This is a genomic window from Roseateles chitinivorans, assembly GCF_050632145.1.
In the GTDB taxonomy this organism is placed as follows: Bacteria; Pseudomonadota; Gammaproteobacteria; order Burkholderiales; family Burkholderiaceae_C; genus Roseateles; species Roseateles chitinivorans_B.
In genome coordinates, this window is sequence record NZ_CP192577.1 from 2,014,747 (window position 1) to 2,030,493 (window position 15,747).

Annotated in this window: 10 protein-coding genes; 4 read left to right on the forward strand and 6 right to left on the reverse strand. The window is 70.8% G+C overall.

Annotated elements, in window-relative coordinates:
* Positions 1 to 99: 99 nt before the first annotated feature.
* The 6 genes from ACQ86G_RS09240 to ACQ86G_RS09265 form a co-directional block, all read right to left on the reverse strand.
* Positions 100 to 882 carry a MetQ/NlpA family ABC transporter substrate-binding protein gene (locus ACQ86G_RS09240; RefSeq protein WP_431260304.1) on the reverse strand — a complete coding sequence of 261 codons (783 nt, stop codon included), beginning with the start codon at positions 880 to 882 and terminating at the stop codon, positions 100 to 102.
* Positions 883 to 998: 116 nt separating this feature from the next.
* Positions 999 to 1,688 carry a methionine ABC transporter permease gene (locus ACQ86G_RS09245; RefSeq protein ID WP_431260305.1) on the reverse strand — a complete coding sequence of 230 codons (690 nt, stop codon included), beginning with the start codon at positions 1,686 to 1,688 and terminating at the stop codon, positions 999 to 1,001.
* Positions 1,685 to 2,692 (reverse strand): methionine ABC transporter ATP-binding protein, encoded by a 1,008-nt coding sequence (locus ACQ86G_RS09250; RefSeq protein WP_431260306.1) that lies wholly within the window; start codon positions 2,690 to 2,692, stop codon positions 1,685 to 1,687. Before ACQ86G_RS09250 ends, ACQ86G_RS09245 begins: the two co-directional genes overlap by 4 nt.
* Positions 2,693 to 2,982: 290 nt before the next feature.
* Positions 2,983 to 3,570 (reverse strand): hypothetical protein, encoded by a 588-nt coding sequence (locus ACQ86G_RS09255; protein ID WP_431260307.1) that lies wholly within the window; start codon positions 3,568 to 3,570, stop codon positions 2,983 to 2,985.
* A 103-nt stretch (positions 3,571 to 3,673) separates the two neighbouring features.
* On the reverse strand, positions 3,674 to 4,573 hold the full coding sequence (locus ACQ86G_RS09260) for a carbon-nitrogen hydrolase family protein (protein ID WP_431260308.1): 900 nt from the start codon (positions 4,571 to 4,573) through the stop codon (positions 3,674 to 3,676).
* Complete coding sequence (locus tag ACQ86G_RS09265; RefSeq protein ID WP_431260309.1) at positions 4,570 to 8,826, reverse strand: YhdP family protein; 4,257 nt, start codon at positions 8,824 to 8,826, stop codon at positions 4,570 to 4,572. The genes ACQ86G_RS09260 and ACQ86G_RS09265 overlap by 4 nt, the downstream gene beginning before the upstream one ends.
* A 25-nt stretch (positions 8,827 to 8,851) precedes the next feature.
* On the opposite strand from ACQ86G_RS09265, the gene glnE reads away from it, so the two are divergent.
* The 4 genes from glnE (at position 8,852) to ACQ86G_RS09285 (ending at position 15,731) form a co-directional block, all read left to right on the forward strand.
* Positions 8,852 to 11,620, forward strand: a complete 2,769-nt coding sequence (glnE, locus tag ACQ86G_RS09270; protein ID WP_431260310.1) for a bifunctional [glutamate--ammonia ligase]-adenylyl-L-tyrosine phosphorylase/[glutamate--ammonia-ligase] adenylyltransferase — start codon at positions 8,852 to 8,854, stop codon at positions 11,618 to 11,620.
* A gap of 19 nt (positions 11,621 to 11,639) precedes the next feature.
* On the forward strand, positions 11,640 to 12,251 hold the full coding sequence (locus ACQ86G_RS09275) for a rhomboid family intramembrane serine protease (RefSeq protein WP_431260311.1): 612 nt from the start codon (positions 11,640 to 11,642) through the stop codon (positions 12,249 to 12,251).
* 9 nt (positions 12,252 to 12,260) lie between these two features.
* A complete protein-coding gene (locus ACQ86G_RS09280; protein WP_431260312.1) occupies positions 12,261 to 13,145 on the forward strand; it encodes a DMT family transporter in 885 nt (294 codons plus the stop codon).
* A gap of 198 nt (positions 13,146 to 13,343) precedes the next feature.
* The gene (locus ACQ86G_RS09285; protein WP_431260313.1) at positions 13,344 to 15,731 is read left to right on the forward strand and encodes a hypothetical protein; all 2,388 of its coding nucleotides are present in this window, start codon (positions 13,344 to 13,346) and stop codon (positions 15,729 to 15,731) included.
* The last annotated feature ends 16 nt before the right edge of the window (positions 15,732 to 15,747 follow it).

Consider the following 15,747-nt stretch of genomic DNA (forward strand, 5'->3'; position numbering starts at 1 on the left):
ATCCCGCCCGCAAATGAAAGCGCCCCGCGTGTGCGGGGCGCTATGCGGCGGATATCGCCCAAACCCAGCCGACCGTCCGGTCGGCTTCGGTGTCGGGGCTCAGAACGCGGGGACGACCGCGCCCTTGTACTGGGTCTGGATGAAGCGCTTGACGGCGTCGGTCTGCAGTGCGGCGGCCAGCTTCTTCACGGCCGGGGCGTTCTGGTTGTCGTCACGCGTGACCAGCCAGTTGGCGTAGGGCGACTCGGCCCCTTCGATCGCCAGCGCGTCCTTGGAAGGGTTCAGCTTCGCTTCCAGCGCGTAGTTGGTGTTGATCAGCGCCAGGTCGACCTGCGGCAGGATGCGCGGCAGCGTGGCGGCCTCGATCTCGCGGAACTTCAGCTTCTTCGGGTTGTCGGCGATGTCCTTGGTCGTGGACAGGATGTTGGCCTTGTCCTTGAGCTTGATCACGCCGGCCTTGTCCAGCAGCAGCAGCGCGCGGCCGCCGTTGGTCAGGTCGTTGGGGATCGCGACGGTGCCGCCCTCGGGCAGCGCGGCCAGGCTCTTGTGCTTGGTCGAATAGGCGCCGAACGGCTCCACGTGCACGGCCGCGACGGCGACCAGGTGCGTGCCCTTGCCCTTGTTGAACTCGGTCAGGTAGGGCTTGTGCTGGAAGAAGTTGGCATCCAGGCGCTTCTCGGCCACCTGCACGTTGGGCTGCACGTAGTCGGTGAAGACCTTGACCTCGAGTTCCACGCCCTGCTTGGCCAGTTCGGGCTTGATCAGGTTGAGGATCTCGGCGTGCGGCACCGCGGTGGCGGCGACGGTCAGCTTCTCGGCGGCGGCGGTGCCGGCGGCGGCCAGCGACAGGGCCGCGACGGCGGCGGTGAACAGCTTCTTCATGGGTAAAACTCCTCTGAGGGACGGTGCCGGCTGCCTGCTTGGGGCGCCCGGCGATGGAAGGGGAGGCGGGGTTCTTGGCGAGCCTGGCGGTCGATCGGCTCGATGGCCGATGGCGGCTATCGATGAGAAACACGGGTCACGAGCCAGTCGCCGAACATCTGCAGCAGTTGCACGAGCACCAGCAGCAGCACGACGGTCACGACCATGACCTCGGTCTGGAAACGCTGGTAGCCGAAGCGGATGGCCAGGTCGCCCAGGCCGCCACCGCCGATGACGCCGGACATCGCCGTGTAGCCGACCAGCGTGATGGCGGTGACGGTCAGGGCGGAGACGAGGCCGGGCAGCGCCTCGGGCAGCAGGCCCTGCCACACGATCTGGCGGGTGCTGGCGCCCATGGCGAGGCCGGCTTCGACGATGCCGCGGTCGACGCCGCGCAGGGCGGTCTCGACCAGGCGCGCCAGGAACGGCGTCGCGCCGACGACCAGCGGCGGGATCGCGCCGGCGACGCCGAGCGAGGTGCCGGTCACCAGCAGCGTGAACGGGATCAGCACGATCAGCAGGATGACGAAGGGCAGCGAACGCAGCACGTTCACGACCAAGGAGAGCAGCGTGTACACCTTCGGCGAGGACACCAGCCGGCCGCGGTCGAAGAGGTAGAGCGCGATGCCCAGCGGCAGGCCGAGCAGCGCGGTGAACAGCAGCGAGCCGCCGAGCATCAGCAGCGTGTCGCCGCCGGCGGTGGCGATCTCCGGCCAGTCGATGGCGCGGAGGGTGTCGAGCAGGGATGGAGCGGCGGCGAGACTCATGCGCGCAGCTCCTCGACCTGCACGCCGCGCTCGGCCAGCAACTGGCGCGCGGCGGCGTGGTCGCCGCCGCTGACGGCGATCGTCAACTGCCCGTAGGGCTGCTTCTTGATCCGGTCGATGCGGCCGGCCAGGATGCCGAAGTCCAGGTTCGCGTGACGGGCGACCTCGCCCAGCAGGGGCTCGTAGGTGCGTTCACCGAGGAAGGTCAGACGCCAGAGGCTGCCCGCGACATGCGCGTAGTCGTCGCGCTGCTCGCCTTCGTCGACATGTTCGGCGGCGAGGACGAAGCGCTTCGCGGTGCCCGAACGCGGGTGCAGGAACACCTGCGCCACCGGGCCCTGCTCGACGATGCGGCCGGCCTCGAGGACCGCGACGCGGTCGCAGACGCGGCGCACCACATCCATCTCATGCGTGATCAGGACGATGGTCAGCTTCAGTTCGTCGTTGAGCTCGGCCAGCAGGTCCAGGATGGAGCGGGTGGTCTCGGGGTCGAGCGCGCTGGTGGCCTCGTCGCACAGCAGCACCTGCGGGTCCAGCGCGAGCGCGCGGGCGATGCCGACACGCTGCTTCTGCCCACCCGACAACTGCGCGGGGTACTTGTCCGCCTGGTCGGCGAGACCCACCCGGGCCAGCAGCGCCTGGACGCGCGGAGCGATCCTGGCCGCGTCCCAGCCGGCGATGCGCAGCGGCCAGGCGACGTTCTGCGCCACGGTGCGGGAGCTCAACAGATTGAAGTGCTGGAAGATCATCGCGATCTTCTGGCGGGCGGCGCGCAGCCCGGCGGCGTCCAGCGCCTGGAGATCCTGGCTCGCCACGACGACCCGTCCGCTGTCCGGTCGCTCCAGCAGGTTGATCACCCGCAGCAGCGTGCTCTTGCCCGCACCCGACGCGCCGATGATCCCGAACACCTCGCCCGACTCGATCTTCAGATCGACGCCTTGGAGCGCCGGAACACGGCGACCCTCGACGTCATACGATTTGTGCAGGCTTTGGAGTTCGATCACGGACAGATGAAGGACGCTAGCGGCAGGTGACACCCGTTGCCGTCGTGCGCCTCTTTGGGGCGGAAACCGTGATGCTTAGGGATTACCCGGCGTTTGGCAAGCAATCAATGCTTATATGCATATGCCGGGGTGGGGAATCTGCTGAATTCGTATAACGGGAAGGACGCCTTTCCTGCGACTGCCGAGCGTTGGCCGCCGAGGCATGGGGCCCCGGACGCAAGGTCCGAAACCCCACGCCTCACCGTCCCCAACCACCGCCGTACCTCCTCGGTTTTGCTACCGAGGACTTCTTAAGCAGGCAGAGCGAGCGATGCGAGCTCACGGATCAGGTCCGCAATGTTGTTGCGCAGCGCCGATTCCGTGGCAATGCGCAGCTGCTCGCTCGGATTGAGGCTGTCGTCGATGCCGGCCTTCTGCGTCGTGCGCAGCGTCCGCTGATACAGCACCTTGCCGCCGCCCGCGACCCGTTCGGTCAGGGTGTAGCGGATGGAGAGCGCCACCTCGGGCAGCACGGGCACGTTGGGCTGCGCCAGCGCCAGGACTTCGACCTGCAACTGGTAGCGGCCCGTCTCAGGCACGTCCGGCATCAACCCCAGGCGTCGCAGCGACTCCTGGTAGGTCTGGTTCAAGGTCATCGCATTGATCCGGCTGCCCCACCACATCGAGGTCTCCTGGCCGCCGGTGACCGGCAGCAGGTCGATGTTGCGCCGCAGTTGCGGACTGAGCCACGAGCGCAGCTGCAGCGAGTCCATGTCGGTCAGCGAGGACTCCAGCGGCCGGGCCGGCGTGCCGCATCCGGCCAGCAGCGCGCAGGCGCACGCCGCGGCAGCCAGCACGGCCGGCGCGGAACGGAAGGGAGCGGGACGACGGTCGATCATGCCGGGCATCTTGCCTCCGTGAACCGGGCGCCGATCGCCCGAAGTGGACCGCTTTCGAGCCTCAGTGTTCGGGGTGCAGCGCCAGAGGCCGCGTCCCGAAGACTCAGAGCCGCCGATGCTGCAGTGCCGGCAACTGCTCGCGCACCTGCGAGATGCGCGCGGGAGCAATCTTCGCGACGGCCAGTCCTTCGCCCTCGGGCACGCAGGCCAGGACCTCGCCCCACGGGTCGACGATCATGCTGTGGCCCCAGGTGCGGCGACCGTTCTCATGCGTGCCGCCCTGCGCGGCGGCGATGACGTAGGCCTGGTTCTCGACCGCGCGGGCGCGCAGCAGCAACTCCCAATGGGCCTGACCCGTCGTGAAGGTGAAGGCCGCCGGCACGCTGATCAGGTCGAGCGGCCGTTCGCCGCTGAAGCTCATCGCGCGGTACAGCTCCGGGAACCGCAGGTCGTAGCAGATCGAGAGTCCGACGCGCAGCGCGGGGCCGTCGGGGATCGCCGCTTCCACGGTGACCGGCGCCTCGCCGGCCTCCAGCACGCGGGCCTCGTCGTAGCGCTCGCGGCCGTTGTCGTAGCAGAACAGGTGGAGCTTGTCGTAGCGCCCCGTCAGCGAACCGTCCGGCGCGAAGACGCAGGTGGTGTTGCGCACGCGCGCCGCCGGCACGGGCTGGCCGTCGAGGGCCATCGGCAGCGTGCCGCCGAGGATCCACACGCCGTGCTCGCGCGCCGCGCGGCTGAGCGCGCCCTGGATGGGCGCGTCGAGGTCGCCGGGCCGCTCGGCGAAGGGCAGCTTGTCGGTGTCCTTGTGGCCCATCAGGCAGAAGTACTCCGGCAGCGAGACCAGCGCGGCGCCCTGCCGGGCGGCCTCGCCGATCCAGTGGCGGGCGCGTTCGAGGTTCTCCTCGAGCCGGGTGCCGGAGACCATCTGGATGGCGGCGACGGTGACCGGCGTGGCGACGGCCGTGGCGGCGTGGGGGCCGGCGTTCGTGGATGGCGTGCTCATGGGGCGGACTCTCCTTGCGCGGTGGCCGTGCTGTTGTAGCTGCCCTGCGGCTGCGCGCGGCGCGGCAGCTGCTCGATGCGGGGATCGGACCAGGTGCCGGTGACGCGGAACTCCTCGCTGTTGGCCGCGGCCAGCGGCTTGCGCAGCAGCCACTGCGCCAGGAAGGCGCCCAGCCCGATGGCCGGGTTGACCGCCGCATACGCGAGGGCGGCGCCGCCGGCGTTGATCTCGGGCAGCACCAGCACGTGCAGGTCCTGGGTCTCGGCGGCGAGGTCCGCGCTGCCCTCCATCAGCACCGCGGCCTGCAGGCCCTTCATGCGCAGGTTGTCGCTGCGGGCCACGCCCTTGCCGATCTTGATGTCGCCGGTGACGCTGTCGAAGGCGAACCCTTCCGAGAACACGTCGCGGAAGTCCAGCATCAGCCGCCGCGGGATGGACTGCAGGCTCAGCACGCCCAGCAGGCGCCCGACGCCGGGCTCCGCCTTGAGGAACTGGCCCTTCTCCATCTCGACACTCAACTGGCCGCTCATGCTCGCGTAGTCCGGGGAGAGCGGCGACCCCTGCCACGAGACCTTGCCGGTCAGCTCGCCCTTGCCGCCGCGCAACACCTGGCCCTGGCCCAGCCGCTCCATCAGCTTGCCCCCGTCCGCGACGTCGAGTTTCCAGTCGAGTTCGGTGCGACGCAGGGTCTGGCCCGGCTCGGGCGCCCACTTGCCGGAAGCGCTCAAGGTCGCATCCGGGCTCTTGAGCACGAGCCGGCCGAGGCGCCAGTCGCGTGCGTCGTTCTGCTGCTGGGCATCGATCTCGAGCCGGCCCAGGCGCTTGCCGCGCAGCTCGAAGTCCTCGACGACGATGTCCAGCGTGGGCACGGACCGCGGCTGCTTGTCGAGCAGCTGCTCGACGCCGTCGACGTCGCTGCGGGGCACGGACAGCCGGGACAGGCGGGCGTAGACACGGCCCGGCTGGCTGGGCTTCTCGGGCCGCACCTCGATCAGGCCGCTGAGCTGCTGCGCGTCCATCGAGACCCGCCAGCCCGCGCCGGCGTCGTGCGAGATGCCGGCGGTGACGCCGTTCAGGGTCCGGCCCGACACCTGCAGCGTCTGCGCCTTCAAGGTCAGCTGCGACGGGGCATAACCGCCGTCGGCCATGCCGTCGGTCGCGCTGTCGAGTGCCGCGCCTTCCTTCGCGCCGGTCAGCCCCGGCAGCGCGGTCTGCCAGGCGTCGGCGTTGAACTGGTCGAAGCTGGCACGCGCGACGACGCCTTGCGCCGGCAGCTCGGGCAGCTCGGGCAGCTTCTCGCGCACGGCGACCGCGCCGCGCAGGACCTTGGCCTCGTGCGTGACGTCGCGCTGGTAGAGCGCCTGGACCGGGCCCGCCTCGACACGCAACTCGTCGCGCAGCGTGCCGGCCGGCGCCGCGGCCACCCGCGTGGTGATGCGCAGGGGCCAGGTCTCCTCGGCGGGCTTGTGCATCGGCGCCGGCAGGTTCACCGCGATGCCCTGCATCGGGCTGGCGACGGTGATCTCCGTCTGTCCCTTGACCACGCCCAGCTCGAAGCGCACCGCCGCCTGGCCCGTCATCACCGACGCGACCTGCTGCAGGCCGAGCTCCGGCGCGTTGCGCAGCGCGTCGGCCGTCACCGTGCCCTGCGCCGCGAAACGCATCGCGCCGTCGGGCTGGCTGCCGCCGTCGAAACTCGCGTCGCCGCCCAGCACGCGCGCCTGGCCGTTCCGGATCTGCAACCCCTTCTGGTCGAAGCTGACCAGCGCCTTCGCCTGGCCGAGCATCGGGGTGTCGGGACGGAGGCGCACGTCGTTGCCGGTCAGCGTGACCAGGCCCTTCACCGTCGTGTCGTCGATGTGCATCAACGGCAGCCGCAGGTTGAGCTTGAGCGCCAGCGGGCCGGTGGCGGTCGTGTTGTCCAGCACGTGGCTGGTCAGCGCCGCGACGGGAGAGCTCTTCACATAGCGCAGCCCGTCGACCAGCGCGCCGCGCGCCTGGCCATCGATCTCCAGCACCGGCGCGTGGTGGTACAGGTCGGCGATCGCGCCCTGGACGTTGAACACCTCCACGCCCATCAGCTTCGTCTTCGCGTTGCGGATGCTCATCGCCGCGCGGTCGAAGATCAGTTCGGCGTCCAGCTGCTCCATCACAGGCCAGGGGGACTGGAACGCCGGGTGGTCGTCGTCGGCCGGATGGCTGGGCACGTAGGCCAGCGTCAGGTTGCGGACCTGTCCGGCCACGCGGAACTGGCCCTTGCTGCGCGGCGCGTCGAACGGGAACTCGAGCAGGTCACCCTGCAGCCGCACCTGGATCTTGTGGACGCTGCCGTCGCGGATCGCGTCGCGGACATAACGCCGCGCCTCGTGGCCCATCGAGGCGGGGAGATAACGCAGCACGCGCGGCGCGCTGATCTCCTCGATGCGGCCGGTCAGGTCGAGCCTGCCCGCGTCGTGGGGACGCTTGCCCTCGCCGCTCTGCCAGGAACCCTCGACCTCCGCGCGCAGGTCGTCGTTGGCGAAGCGGACGTTGCTGAACTGCACTGACCAGCGCGTGCGGGGCTCGGACGGCGCCGACGCCGCGCTGGCGACCGAGGCCGCCGCGAGCGGCCGGGCGGCTGGCGCCAGCGCCGGGGTGGTGGGCGGCGCGCGCTTGCCGGCGGCCACGGTCAGTGCCGCCGGCCGCTGCGCCTGCCAGCGCAGGGTGGCCTCCGCCTGTTTCAGCGGCAGGGTGGCTTCCTCGAAGACACCCGGCAGCGTCACGTCACCGTCCTTGATCGCCAGCGTCGCCGTGCCGCCCTGCTCGTTCGCGTCGAACTGGAGGTCGGCGCCGGTGACGCCGGGCCGCCCGGTCGGCGGCGCGGAACCGGGGTCGGCCGGCGGTTCCGGCGCGGCGGCGGTCAGGTGCAGGCGCTGCAACTGGCCCTTGGCGCGGTAGGCGCGCGGGGCGTCGAGCGTGCCGTCCCAATGCAGCTGCAGCGCGTTGAGCAGGCCGGCCGGCTTCATGTCGGCGATCAGCTGACGCTGTGCCTCGGCCAGCGGCAGTCGGGCCAGGATCTGGGCGCCCAGCGTCAGGTCCAGCTGCTGGGCCTGGAAGTCGCCGCCGGTCAGCACGCCGGTCTTGGGATCGCGCTTCACGTCCAGCGCCCAGTCCGAGCGGGGCCAGTCGAGGCCGTCGCCGGCCTGGAAACCGAGCTGCTTGGCTTCCAGCGACAGCGATTGCGGCGTCTGCTTGAGCACCAGCCGGCCGCCGATCTGGGCCAGCGCCAGTTCCGGCAGTTCCGGCGCGACGCGCAGCTTCACCGCGCGCAGGCCCATGTCCAGGGTCAGGCTGCGCGGCTCGCCGCGGTCCACGTCCAGCCAGGCGCGCAACGCGCCGTCGCCTTCGTTGAGCTCGAAGGGCAGGTCGACATAACGGCGCAGCTCGCTGACATCCGTGCGCGGCAGGTGACCGAAGAGCTGCCCGCTCCAGCGCTTCAAGTCGCCGGGCCGGTCCAGCAGCGACTGGGTGAATTCGCCGCGCAGCGTGAAGCGCTCGCCCCAGCCGGCGGGCGGCGTGGCGTCCAGCCGCAGCCGGTGGCGGCGCAGGCCGTTGCGCAGCACCAGGTTCAGGTCGAAGAGTTCCAGCGGCGGTGCCGCGCGCAGCTCGTCGACCCAGCGGATGCGGCCGTGCAGGATGACGAATTCATGCTGCTCGAAGAACCAGTCGGCGGCGTTGTCGGACGCCTGCGTGTCGGACGGGCCGTCGACGCTGAGGCCGGCGACGAAGACGCGGCCCTGGGCGTCGCGGCGCAGCAGCAGCTCGGGGCCGTCCAGCAGCAGTTGGGAGAAGCGCAGCTCGAAGGCCAGCAGCGAGCGCGGCGACAGCGCGGCGCTGACGCGCGGCAGGTGCAGCGCCTCGTGTCCGGCGGCGTCGACGACCCGCACGTCGCGCAGGTCCAGCGTGGGGATCCAGCCCGAGGACTTGGCGCTGATGGCGCCGATCTTGACGGGTACCCCCAATGCCTGGGTGGCTTGCTTTTCGAGCTGGGGTCGCCAGTCGTCGATGTGGGGCAGAATCGCCCAGTGCAATGCCAGCCAGGCCGCGATCAGCAGGGAGAAAAACCCTGCCGAAGCCACTCCGAGCCAGAGGGCGCAACGTGCCCACCAGCGTCGCTTCGCGACCGCGGAACCGGAGTCAGGACTGGTGGCGGCGGACGAAGACATGTAAGGGTGGACGGCGGTCGCCGAATCTAGCACAGCCATTCCGGCCATGAGCCAGCGAGAGCATTCTTTACCGATGGATTCAGTTGCCCTGGCAACCCCCGACCCGGCAGGCGCCTCGACGCCCGCCGCGTCCGCGGACCACAGCCGTTTCGTTCAGCGCATCCGCCGCCGTTACGCGGCTGAGTTGTCGTTGCTGCCGCCCGGACTGCCGGACGACGTCACGATGCGCGCCGTCGTGGACCAGCTCCGGCAAGCCGGACGCCCGCTGCCCGCCGCGCTGCGCGTGATGCGGCAGCTGGTGATGGAGCGGCTGGCCGTGCTCGACGTCGAGCAGGGCGCCCCGATGACCGACGTGACCCAGGCGATGACGCACCTGGCGGAGGTGGCGCTGGACATCGGCGTCGCGGCCTGCCGCGCCGAGCTCGACGCGCAGTACGGCGCGCCGCGCGACGCCGTCGGCCAGGACATCGACTTCTGGGTCGTGGGCATGGGCAAGCTCGGCGGGCGCGAGCTCAACGTCTCCTCCGACATCGACCTGATCTATGTCTACGAGGAAGACGGCCAGACCGAAGGCAACGCCGCCGGCGGCCAGAAGATCTCCGCGCACGAATACTTCGCCCAGCTGTCGCGGCGCCTGTCGACGCTGATCGGCGACGTGACCGAGGACGGCCAGGTCTTCCGCGTCGACCTGGCCCTGCGGCCCAACGGCAATTCCGGACCGCCCGCGGTCAGCATGGCGATGCTGGAGGAGTACTTCCTCGTCCAGGGCCGGGAGTGGGAGCGCTTCGCCTGGCTGAAGAGCCGCGTGGTCGCGCCGCGCGCCAGCGTCAAGGAAGGCCGCGTGATGCAGCTGCGCAGCCTGGTGACGCCCTTCGTCTACCGGCGCTACCTGGACTACGGCGTCTTCGAGAGCCTGCGCCAGCTGCACCGCAAGATCCGCGACGAGGCCCAGCGCCGCGCCGCCGGCCGGCCGGAACGGGCCAACGACGTCAAGCTGTCGCGCGGCGGCATCCGGGAGATCGAGTTCATCGTCCAGCTGCTGCAGGTGGTGCGCGGCGGTCAGTTCCCCGAGATCCGCACCCGCTCGACGCTGAAGGCACTGGCGCGGCTGGCCGCGCGCGGGCTGATGAAACCCGAGACCGCCACCGCGCTGGCCAAGGGCTACGACTTCCTGCGCCGGGTCGAGCACCGCATCCAGTACCTGGACGACCAGCAGACGCACTGCCTGCCCGCGGCGGACGAGGACATCGCCTGGATCGCGCGCAGCCTGTGCCTGACCTGCAACAGCCACGCCTGCCCGCTGCTGGACAAGCTGATGGAGGTGCGGGAGCTGGTGGCGACCGAGTTCGATGCGCTGCTGCATGACGGCGTCTCGCCGGGCGGCAAGGGCAACTGCAAGAACGGCATGTGCGGTGGCCCGCCGCTGCCGATCGACAGCGAGGAGTTCCTCGACAAGCTGCAGCCCGAGCTGGCGGAGAACGTCCGCCGCTGGGCGCAGCAGGCGCGGGTGCAGAACCTGCGCGAGGAATCGCGGCTGCGGCTGGCCAAGCTGGTCGGGCGCGCGGCGCTGGCGGTGCGCCAGGGCGAATGCACGATGGACGCGGCGCAACGCTTCGTCGACTGGATCGAGCCGCTGCTGCGCCGCGAGAGCTATCTGGCGCTGCTGGTCGAACGACCCGCCGTGCAAGGCCGGCTGCTGCGGCTGCTGGGCTTGGCGCGCTGGCCGATGCGCTACCTGATGCAGCATCCGGGCGTGATCGACGAGCTGGCCGACGCGCGGCTGCTGCACGAGCGCTTCGACGGCCCGGCCTTCATCCAGGACTTGCAGGCGCGCCACGACGCCTGGGCCGAACACGGCGAGGCGAGCGAGGACGCGCTGCTCGACAGCGTGCGCCGCGCGCATCACGCCGAGGTGTTCCGTACGCTGGTGCGGGACGTGGAGGGGCAGATCAGCGTCGAGCAGGTGGCCGACGAGCTGTCGCTGCTGGCCGACGCGACACTGCAGTGCGTGCTCGACTGGGCCTGGGACCGGCTGAAGCAGAAGCACCGGCCGGCACCGCGCCTGGCGGTGATCGCCTACGGCAAGCTGGGCGGCAAGGAACTGGGCTACGGCAGCGACCTGGACCTGGTCTTCCTCTTCGACGACGAGGACGAGAACGCGTCCGAGATCTACGGCGCCTTCATCCGCAAGCTGATCACCTGGCTGACGATCCGCACCGCGGCCGGCGAGCTCTTCGACATCGACACCGCGCTGCGACCCAACGGGAACTCGGGGCTGCTGGTGACCTCGCTGTCCTCGTTCGAGAACTACCAGGGCGGTCGCGGCAGCAACACGGCCTGGACCTGGGAACACCAGGCGATCACGCGGGCGCGGTTCTGCGCCGGCGATGCGTCGCTGGCCGAGCGCTTCGAGGCCACGCGTCGCGCGGTGCTGACCGCGCCGCGCGATCCGGCGGCACTGCGCGAGGAAGTCGTGGCGATGCGCGAGAAGCTGCGCGCCGCGCGGTCCGTGCGCGCGGGCTTCTTCGACGTCAAGCACAGCCCGGGCGGCATGGTCGACGCCGAGTTCGCGCTGCAGTACCTGATCCTGGCGCACTCCGGCCAGCATCCGGAGCTGCTGGCCAACGCCGGCAACATCGCGCTGCTGCAGCGCGCCGAGGCCTTCGGCCTGCTGCCCGCCGACGTGGGTCGCGAGGCCGCCGACGCGTACCGCGAGCTGCGCCGCGTGCAGCATCGGGCGCGGTTGAACGAGCAGTCGACCTCGCTCGACGGCGAGGCCGCCGAGGCGCTCGCGCCGCAGCGCGACGCGGTGCTCGCACTCTGGCGGGCCGTCTTCGGCTGACGTCGGGGAACAGGACCGGATGCCGGGACGCGCGTGGCTCCTCGTGGCGATGGCGCTGGCCATCGGCTCGCTGGTCGCCTGGATCCAGGCACCGCCGGTGCAGGCCGCGCTGGAATGGCGGCCCGGACTCGCTGGCGCCGAACCCTGGCGCGCCGTCAGCGCCGCGTGGCTGCACTGGAGTCCTCAACACCTGATCGCGAACCTCGCCGGCTGCGCGGTGGTGGGGCTGCTCGGCATCGCCGCGCGGCTGACCGCGCGCGACGCGGTGGCGTGGCTGCTGGCCTGGCCGCTGACGCAGTGGGGCTTGCTGATCGAGCCGTCGCTGGAACGTTTCGGTGGCGCGTCCGGCGTGCTGCACGCGGGCGTCGCGGTGGCGGCGATCGGCATGATGCGGATGCGCGCGTCCCACGGCCGGGAGCGCGTGATCGGCCTGCTCATCGGCATCGGACTGGCCGTGAAGGTCGCGGCGGAGCGGCCCTTGTCGGCACCGGCCCTGCGGCATTGGGACGGCTGGAACATCGCGATCGCGCCGCTGGCGCACCTGACGGGGCTGCTCGCCGGCGTGGCGATGGCGCTGCTGTGTGCGTTGGCCGCGCGGGCCTGGGCACGTCGCCCGGGCCGCCGGGCATGATCCGGCGCCATGGAACGCAAGCAGCATCTCGACAGCACGGCCGTGGTCATCCTCCTGGGATGCTGCGTGCTGTGGGGCCTGAACCAGGTCGCGGCCAAGGCCGCGCTGACCGAGATCGGCCCGCTGTGGCAGGCCGCCTTGCGCTCAGGCCTGGCCGGCGCGCTGGTGTGGGCCTTCGCCGCCGCGCGCGGCATCGCGCTGTTCCGGCGTGACGGCAGCCTGCCGGGCGGGCTGCTCGCCGGCCTGCTGTTCGCCGCCGAATTCGCCTGCATCTTCATCGGCCTGCAATACACGACGGCGTCGCGGATGGTGGTCTTCCTCTATCTGTCGCCGTTCGTCGTCGCGCTGGGCATGCCGTTGATCTCGCCGGCCGAGCGGCTGACGACGCGGCAGGCGGTGGGGTTGCTGGTCGCCTTCGGCGCGGTGGCCTTCGCGTTCGGCGAGGGGCTGCACGGGACCGGTCAGACGATGCAGTGGCTGGGCGACGCATTGGGCGTGCTGGCCGCGCTGCTGTGGGGCGGCACGACGCTCGCGATCCGCGCGACGAGGCTCTCGTCCGCCAGCGCGGAGAAGACGCTGCTGTATCAGCTGGCGGTGTCGGCGGTCGCGCTCGCGGCCGGCGCCCTGGTGACGGGCGAATCGATCCCGTTCGACTGGTCCTGGCGACTGCTCGGGCTGTTCGGTTTCCAGGCGGTGATCGTGTCGTTCGCAAGCTACCTGCTGTGGTTCTGGCTGATCCGCCACTACCCGGCGACCAAGCTGTCGAGCTTCACGCTGAGCACGCCGCTGTTCGGCCTCATCGCGGGCGCGATGCTGCTCGGCGAGCCGATCACCCCGCGGTTGATGCTGGCCCTCGCGGGGCTGGCGGCGGGGATCGTGATGGTGAATCGCTGACGACGCTTCCGCGACCTGGCGTGCGCGATCAGGCGCTGCTTCGCACCGCCATCCGCTGATTCGCCTCCGGAAATCCTGGGCGGGCACCACAGTCCGACAGTGACTGTCTCGCTGCCGGATGAGGTTCGCGTGCCCGAGCGGCGCGTGGGTGTCGCCTCCCGATGTCGCCGGCAGGCCACGTCAGCCAAGGAGGGCGCCATGTCCAACACCATCCAGAACCGCGCCGTCCCGTCGCCCATCGCCACGACGCCCGCTGCCACGACGCCGGCATCCCCGACGACGACCACGCCCACCGGCGGTCAGGGCGGAGCCGCCACGCAGTTTCCCGGCCTGACGGCGCGGCCCTCATCCGCCGCCGGTGTCAATGCCGGTGCGGGTTCCACCTTGCGGCGCACCGCCTCCTTGCCTGCCATGCGCACGCAGACGCCCGAAGAGAAGACCAAGACGCCGCCGTCCTCGGGCAATGCCTCGCCGACATCGCCGACGCTGAGCCTAAATACCCAGCAGCCGCAGACGACCACGTCGGCGACCGCGACGTCCTCGTCGCCGAGTCAGGTGCCGCTCCCCGCGTCGGGCTCGACATCGCCGGCCAGCACCGTCTCTTCGCCACAGATCCCGGTATCGGAGGGCAGGCCGCAGGCACCACAGAAGACCCAGGCGCAGGGTTCCGACGAGAAGGGCAAGACCGCCTTGCCCTCAGGAGACGGATCGCCGAAGCTCCCGAAGCTGAGCCTCGAGACTCAGCAGCCGCCGCAGGCGACGACCTCGACCGCCACGACATCGTCGCCCAGCCAGGTGCCGCTCCCCGCGTCGGGCTCGACGTCGCCGGCCAGCACCGTCTCCTCGCCGCAGATCCCGGTATCGGAGGGCCGACCACAGACGCCGCAGAAGACCCAGGCGCAGGGTTCCGACGAGAAGGGCAAGACCGCCTTGCCGTCAGGCGACGCATCGCCGAAGCTCCCGAAGCTGAGCCTCGAGACTCAGCAGCCGCCGCAGGCGACGACCTCGACCGCCACGACATCGTCGCCCAGCCAGGTGCCGCTCCCCGCGTCGGGCTCGACGTCGCCGGCCAGCACCGTCTCCTCGCCGCAGATCCCGGTATCGGAGGGCGGGCCGCAGACACCGCAGAAGACCCAGACGCAAGGTTCCGACGAGAAGGGCAAGACCGCCTTGCCGTCAGGCGACGCATCGCCGAAGCTCCCGAAGCTGAGCCTCGAGACTCAGCAGCCGCCGCAGGCGACCACCTCGACCGCCACGACATCGTCGCCCAGCCAGGTACCGCTCCCCGCGTCGGGAGCGACATCGGCGGCGAGCACCACGTCGTCTCCGCAGACACCGGTCAAGGAAGGCAAGCTCCCAGCGAAGGAGGATTCAGTCGCGGCTGGCAAGCTGCCGCAGAAGACTTCACTGGGAGGACCTCTGCCGACCGCGCCGAAGTTGTCGACCACGACGTCCGCCGTCGCGTCCTCCTCTGCGTCCTCGTCCTCTGCCACGCCGCAACCGCTCCGTCCGAGGCCGCCGCTGACGCTGGACAACCGGCCGTCGACATCGGGCGTGACGCCCTCGACGACCACGGAAGTCGCGAAGCCCGTCGTGGCCGCGACCACGACCCGACCGACCGCGACCACCACCGCGACCACCACCGCGACAACGACCGGCACGACGACCGCGACCGCGACCGCGACCACCGCAGCGAATCCCACCACCACGGTGGCCGCGCCCACCACCAACGCCGTGCCGCCGGCCAACGTCTCCGGCAAGCAGCTCACCGACGCCTTGCTGGCCACGCTCGGACAGCGCGCGACGACCTACGGCGGTGGCCACGCCATCGCCTGGGCGGTGCAGGCGATCACGCTGATGAGCGCCGGCGCGGCCGGCGCGTCGAAGGAGGCGCTCGGCGTGTCGTCCAGCGTCCTCGGCGGACTGGCCGCGGCGCTGGGCAAGGAGTTCATCGGCGAGCACATGAAGACCAAGCCCTCGCTGGGCGCGACGATCAAGCTGCCGGGCGACACCTTCATGCAGCGCGAGGGACCGCGCGTGATGGCCGGCTTCAACGACATGTGGACGGCGATCGCCGGCGGCATGAGCGGCGTGGCCCTGGCGGGCAAGCTGACGCCCGCGATGACGGAGGCCTTCAAGGCCAAGGGCATGTCGGACCCGATGGCGCAGGCCACCGCGATGATGGTCACCGCCGTGGCGCAGCGCGCCGTGAGCGCCGGGTTCGACACCGTGTCCGACCTGACCAGCACGGTGATGAAGAGCAAGCTGCCCGGCGCGACCGGCGGCACGTCCGTCAACGACAAGGTGGACTACGCGACGATGAAGGCCGGCATGGCCGCGCGGATGATGATCAACTGGGGCCTGACCCTGCCGGTGGGCATTCCCGTGGGCCTGGGCAAGACGCTGTCGGACGCCAACCCGTTCGCGAAGGCGGCGGCGTCCAGCGCGCCGGCCTGGGCCGGGCTCAATGTCTGGATCAACACCAAGATGAACCTGGCGCCGATGTTCAAGAAGGACGAGCCGGCGGCCACCACCCCGCCGATCGCGATGACCGCGATGGGCGCAGGGAACGACAACAACGTCTGACCCTCCTGCGGCCCCC